Origin of the sequence: Streptomyces sp. NPDC086147 (assembly GCF_040702165.1) — a bacterium.
GTDB lineage: Bacteria > Actinomycetota > Actinomycetes > Streptomycetales > Streptomycetaceae > Streptomyces.
In genome coordinates, this window is sequence record NZ_JBFBJO010000049.1 from 1 (window position 1) to 5757 (window position 5757).

The 5757-nt window shown below is 68.1% G+C and carries 4 protein-coding genes and 1 pseudogene; 2 read left to right on the forward strand and 3 right to left on the reverse strand.

Annotated features, from left to right (window positions below; genetic code table 11):
- A pseudogene (locus tag AB0398_RS34135) lies at positions 1-83 on the reverse strand (IS5/IS1182 family transposase); the annotation flags it as partial.
- A 786-nt stretch (positions 84-869) separates the two neighbouring features.
- Here AB0398_RS34135 and AB0398_RS34140 point away from each other — a divergent pair.
- Complete coding sequence (locus AB0398_RS34140) at positions 870-1544, forward strand: hypothetical protein (protein WP_366379560.1); 675 nt, start codon at positions 870-872, stop codon at positions 1542-1544.
- Between the two features lie 284 nt (positions 1545-1828).
- Here the strand turns inward: AB0398_RS34140 and AB0398_RS34145 are convergent, their stop codons facing one another.
- Positions 1829-3079 carry a replication-relaxation family protein gene (locus AB0398_RS34145; RefSeq protein WP_366379561.1) on the reverse strand — a complete coding sequence of 417 codons (1251 nt, stop codon included), beginning with the start codon at positions 3077-3079 and terminating at the stop codon, positions 1829-1831.
- A 561-nt stretch (positions 3080-3640) separates the two neighbouring features.
- Here AB0398_RS34145 and AB0398_RS34150 point away from each other — a divergent pair.
- Complete coding sequence (locus AB0398_RS34150; RefSeq protein WP_366379562.1) at positions 3641-5095, forward strand: IS4 family transposase; 1455 nt, start codon at positions 3641-3643, stop codon at positions 5093-5095.
- Here the strand turns inward: AB0398_RS34150 and AB0398_RS34155 are convergent.
- Positions 5008-5535 carry a hypothetical protein gene (locus AB0398_RS34155; protein ID WP_366379563.1) on the reverse strand — a complete coding sequence of 176 codons (528 nt, stop codon included), beginning with the start codon at positions 5533-5535 and terminating at the stop codon, positions 5008-5010. The two genes, AB0398_RS34150 and AB0398_RS34155, sit on opposite strands and share 88 nt — an antisense overlap.
- Between the last annotated feature and the right edge of the window lie 222 nt (positions 5536-5757).

The window sequence follows — 5757 nt, forward strand, 5'->3', positions numbered from 1 at the left end:
ATCAGCTTGTTGAACTGCCGAGGGCTCAGCCCGGTGAACGGGCCTGTCCAGGAGGGCTCCGACGCCGTGATCACACCAGCCACGACAAGATCATCTCACCTCTGGCCAGCAGTTACGGGACAACCTCTAGGAGAAGTAGTCAGCGCGATTGCCACCCCTTGACTAGCGCTCTGACGTGCGGGTTTTCGCGTGCTCGGAAATTCTGGGGGCAAGTTGTAGGGCAAGTTGAAAGGCAACTTGTAGGGCAACCTCCGTTGCCGCTTCTGTTTGCCACCGCTCAGGGCGTGTGCCTCACAGCGATAGCTGTCACTTCGCAGCGCAAACTGTCACCGGACAGCCGTTCGTCTGGCCCGATGCTCATGGCCTGAGACGGCGGGACCGGTACCGCCACGTACGCCGATCCGAACCACCAGTCGTCCGAATTCGGCGCGGGCCATCCATGACTTCTGCACCACACTTTGTCACGCGATCGTCGACTGACCCGCCACGTGGTCGAGGGCGGTCCGACAAGGGGAGCAGACCGGCGACGGTGCCATCATGCTGGCCGAAATGCACGCAGCGCTGGAGGTGAGCAGCCGGAAAGTCTCCCCAACTCAGCCCGGCCATGGTCAACTTGAGGGGTCGGCCGTGCCATTAGGGGGATGCTGCGCATGTCGGAAGTCCTGGTGACCACATCTGTTCCCGCTAAGAACGGGGTTCGCCTGCGGCACCGTTGGCCTGCATGGGCGGTTCCCGTTGTCGCCGCCCTCCTCGCGGGTACGGTCTCGTGCGGCGGGGGCGGCGGGGGCGGGCAGGCGCCGACTGACAAGGGAGGGCCGACGGCATCCGGTCAGGCTCCGTCGACGAAGACGGAGCAGAAGAGCCTGGAGATGAAGGGCCTGGTCGCGTTGGTATCCGGCAACCTCACCGAGCTCGTGGTCTTCGACGAGACGACCGGCCGGACCAAGGCGGGAGCCTTCCTGCCCCAGTACGCCGTACCGAGCGTATGGAGGAGGCAGGCTTTCTCGCCGGACTGGCACTCCGTCGTGTGGACGACGAAGGGCGGCGACCTGTTCTTCGGGGAGTACACGAGCGGCGCGGGCCCGAACGGGAACTACGGTGACACGCCGGTGAGTATCGGCGGCAAGCCGACCTACTCGGGCGGCAAGCGCGGCTACACGCAACCCCGCTTCAGCCCGGATGGAAAGCGGGTGTACTTCCTAGCTGACAACGACAAGGTGTACTCCGCCGACCCGAAGAACCCTGACGACCTGAAAGAAGAGGCGACCCTTGAGGCCGGCACGTTCACCCAGGAGAACGGGCTCGCCTGGGACATCGCCGCGTCCGGGCAAGTCGAGAAACGACAGGCCGCATCCCCGGGGCACAAGAACGAGGCGACCGCCCCCGACGGCAAAAGGACGGTCATCAAGAACGAATCGGGCTGGTTCTTGAAGGATGCGGGCAGCACCACCGAGCCGAAGTTCCTCTTCGAACACCTCCTCGACCACGATGAGAAGCCGTTGGCGAACAAAAGCATGACCGTTGACGTCCTGGGCTGGTACTGACCTGGCGGCGCCCCCATGGGTACCGGCCACGGCGCACGCGAGAGGACTCCTGCCACCATACGCACTGCAACAGGACACCCGCCTTGCGGGCGACGCCGGACTGGTGACAACTCGACCGCGATCGCGCCCTTGGTGACAACAAGCTCGCGCAGCTGGTGACAGATAGCGCTGAGAATTCAGTGCGAAACTCCAGGTCAGCCGCCATCGGTGTGCCAACCATCGCTGCCAGGCACAGGGCGAGCCTCCCGTCCAGCACTTCGCCGACGGCGAGGCTCGCCCAGGAGTCACCTGCGGAAGCAAGAAAGCCAGGTTCCGCCGGCCTTCTGCTCGGGCAGAGCCTGCTCCTGGTGCTCCTCCTGGTGCCGGGGCCCGGGCGTCCAGCCGTACTCGTCGAAGGACCGCTCGATGCCTTCCTCCTCCTTCCGGTCGCAGTCCCCGCACAGCTTCGGACGGGCCTCCACGGGGACGGGGCCCCAGCCGGGGCGGTTCACCGCCTTCCACCGCTCATTGGTGAACGCCGCCTTGCACTCGGTGCAGCGTGGGCGATGGGGAAAGCGCAGGAACTTCGTCTGCTGCGCCCAGTCGGGGATCGGCTCCGGGCGGTCGGCCTCTTGAGCGTCGGCGACGGCCTGGTGCTTGCACCCGTCGCACAGCCGCGGGTGGGTGTCGAGGGGGACTCCCCAGTTCGTCTTCTCGGCGGCCTCCCAGCGTTCGTCGGTGAACCGTGCCCCGCATGTGGCGCAGGCGGGCCGGCGGGCTTCGCGCTCGGCTGCCTGCTCTTGGGCCGCCTGCCGCGCTTTTGCCTGCCGCTCCTGCGCCAGGGCCCGCTGCCGCTGCCGGGCGCGGGCGATGGCGGCATCAAGGCGAGGGTTGCCGATCGCGTCCAGCAGGGTCTGTGGGCCGCTGCGCCCGAAGCGGGCGAACACCTTCCCGACCGGGCCGTGCTCACGGAGCTGGTTCAGCCCAACCGCGATGATGGGGATCTTGTTGTCGTAGAGGTGATAACCGTCCTCGCCCCACTCTCCCTGCCACAGGTGCCGGGTGAGCTGCATCAGGCGCGGAATGGTGTGGTTAGGGTTGCGCTCGCCGATGCGGTTGAACACCAGCAGCACCGGCGGGTACGGGTGCTCCGCACTCGGGTCGGCCGGGACGCTCCAGCGGGTGCGCCACATCGCCCGCTCACGGCCGTCGGTGTCCTTCACCTTCCGCCGGAAGAACCGGGCGTACTTCTCCAGCTTGTCGGTGAGTTCCTCGGCGGTCTCGTGGCAGTTGTCGACCTCGATGAACAGCAGCCCCACCCCGTCCTGCGGAGCGGTGAGCACGATGTCGGCCTGGGCGCCGCCCTTGCCCGGTGTGTTCCACGTGCCGGTCGCCGGGAGCGGGACCTCGGTCCAGAACGAGGCGATGGTGCCGATGCCGTCCGGTAAGTCGACGGCGGCCTGGGCGGCGGCCCGGACTTCGGCCGAGTCCTTGGCGAGCCTGGCCATGTTCGGCTTCGGGCGCAGCATCGCGATCACCGTCTCGTTGACGGCCATCGGGTGAGAGGCCCCTGACGAGCCCGCGCCGCGCGCGGTGGAGCCCATTCTCCGTCAACGGCCGGTTCAGCTCGTAGGAGGCGACTTGCAGGCCCTTCGGGGTCAGGTTGCGCAGCCGGCCCCCCGCCCCGGCGGAGCCGCAGTTCTCCGACAGACCGTGATGGCGCATGTCGGAGAGCGCGGCCGTGTGCGAGGCGGTCCGGGCCTGCTTGCGCTTCGACGGGGTCGGCTTGCCGGCGTGCCTAAACGTCAGGTGCGGGGCGCCGATCCGCTGGACCTGGTCCGTCGTCGCGACCTTCAGCGCCCCGAGCACGCGCAGCACGTCACCGCGATAGCTGTTCGTCGACCCCGCCGGGTTCGTCTTCCGCTTGACCGCCATTAGCTCTGCTCCCTCGTCACTCGCGACCGGCCGCCGGCCAACCGCCGCCGCTGCCGCCGCTGCCGCCGGCCGCGCCCGGCCCGGGAGGGCGTCCGGGCCAATGCAGTTGCTTTTGAACTGGCTGGTCCGTTGACCTACTCGTGGAAGGGTGGGGGCCGGGGTGCCGGTCGCGCATAGGGATCTTGACCAAGGTGTTCACGCCCGAGCTCGTGGACGCGGCCGTCGCCAAGCACGGGCGGGGTGAGCTGCGGCGCCGACTGCTTCCGGCCCGGCTGGTCGTGTACTTCGTGCTCGGGCTGTGCCTGTTCACGCGGGAGTCGTACGAGGAGGTAATACGCATACTGACCAGCGGCATACCCGGCAGCCGGGCCCTGGCCCGGGTCAACCGCTCGTCGTTGTGCCGGGCGCGAGTCCGGATCGGTGAAGAGGTGTTGGAAACGGTATTCCGGCAGGTGGCTGGCCCGCTGGCGGTCCCGGAGACGCCGGGCGCGTGGTGGCGTGGTCTGCGCCTCCTGGCGCTGGACGGCACACAGTTCGACGTGCCGGACTCGGTGGGCAACGGCGACACCTTCGACGGCCCCTCCGCAGGCGGGACGCCGTTCGGCTTTCCGCAGGTGCGAGCCGCCGTGCTCGCGGAGATCGGCACCCACGCCATCCTCGACGCCGGTCTGGGCGGCTACCGGGACGGCGAACGGCGCCTTGCCTATCCGCTGGCCAGCTCGACAGGCCCCGGGGACCTCGTTATCGCCGACCGCGGGTTCTGGTCGGTCGAATTCGTCCACGCCTTCACCACGTCCGGCGCCCATCTACTGGCCAGGCTCCAGTCCAACCACCTCGGCACCACGCAGGCACAGCTGCCTGACGGCTCCCGGCTGTCCCAGATGCGCCCCGGCAAGGATGTCCGCCTCAGGGCAGCCCGCGAAGGCCGGGACCTACCCAAGGAGACGACCTACCGCGTCATCACCTTCACCAAGAACGACAAGGTCGTGCACCTGGGCACGTCCATGCTGGACACCGAGCAGTACCCGGCGGATGAGCTGATCGCCCTCTACCGGCAGCGCTGGGAGATCGAGCTGACCTTCGATGAGATCAAGAACCATCTTGGCCCCGGCGGACCGCTCCGATCGCGCGCCCCCGAAGCCGTGCGGCAGGAGCTGTGGGCCCTGCTCGCGGTCCACCAGGCCGTCCGCCGGTTCGCGCACGACGCCGCGGCGAGTGGCCCGATCCTGGATGCCGACAGGCTCTCCTACCTCCGCTGCGTCCGGATCGCCCGGCGCAGCGTACCGTCCCAGCACGGCACCTCCAGGCGCATGCTGACCAACGCCTGGAAGGAGGCCATCCAGGAAGCGCGGTCCCGTCTGCTGCCGCCCCGGTCCGGCCGGGACTGGCCCCGAGCGATCAAGAAACCGATGCGGTGGCCGATCCTGAGAACCCGGAGCGGCCGCAGCAAGGTCGTACCGGGGCGATGGGCGCATAACCAGACCACCAAACAGCGCAAACACCGGGGCGCCGGCAGACCCGTGCCTCGCGCTCAACCACCTTGCCCCCCCTATAGCTGGTCCCCCCTGCTGGGTGGTTCCGGAGGATGCGTCCCGCCACCGTCCTTGATGTCTACTTCGCAGGTGCGTCCGTCGTAGGACTGGTCATTGGGGATGAACAGCACTTCGGCAACCTGCTCAGGGTGCTCGACGGCGAGCCAGGTGTCGCCCGTGAGGGGATCGTCGGCCGGCCCGAACGCCTGGGACGAGGAAACCGTCTGACACCCCAACGTCACGCGCTCCTTGTCGACCGCGCAGGCGTCCACTGCGGCGTCGGAATACTCATCCGCGCCGTCGAAGCGGAAGCGGAAGTGGACCTTGTCACCTTCGGAGGGCACCTGCGGGTGGGGCTCAAGGCTCCAGTCAACGACCGCGGCGGTGACGCCGAGAGGCTGCCCATATATGTTCACGACCTGAACCCTGGCACCGGCCTTGCCGCGCTCCGCCGTCTCGTCGGTGCAGACCCAGGAAGAGCAGCCGGACAGGGCGAGTATCACGAGAGCCAGCGGGGCAACGGCAAATACCCGTGCGGGGAACACTGAGATGACCTCCGGTCGGGGTGGGGCGGGGCAGTGTATCCCGGGGCCCGGCAGCTGCGGGTGATGGCGGCGAGCGCCTGCGGCGGCGAAGCCGAAGCGCAGAGGAGCCCTATGAAGTGGGCGGGCGCTTACTGATCTTTTCGTTAGTTCCATGGGTATGGCGGCCGTGCTGGTGGGATCCTGGTGTGGTGTCTTTCAAGCCTTCGTCTGTGGTTCCTCCTT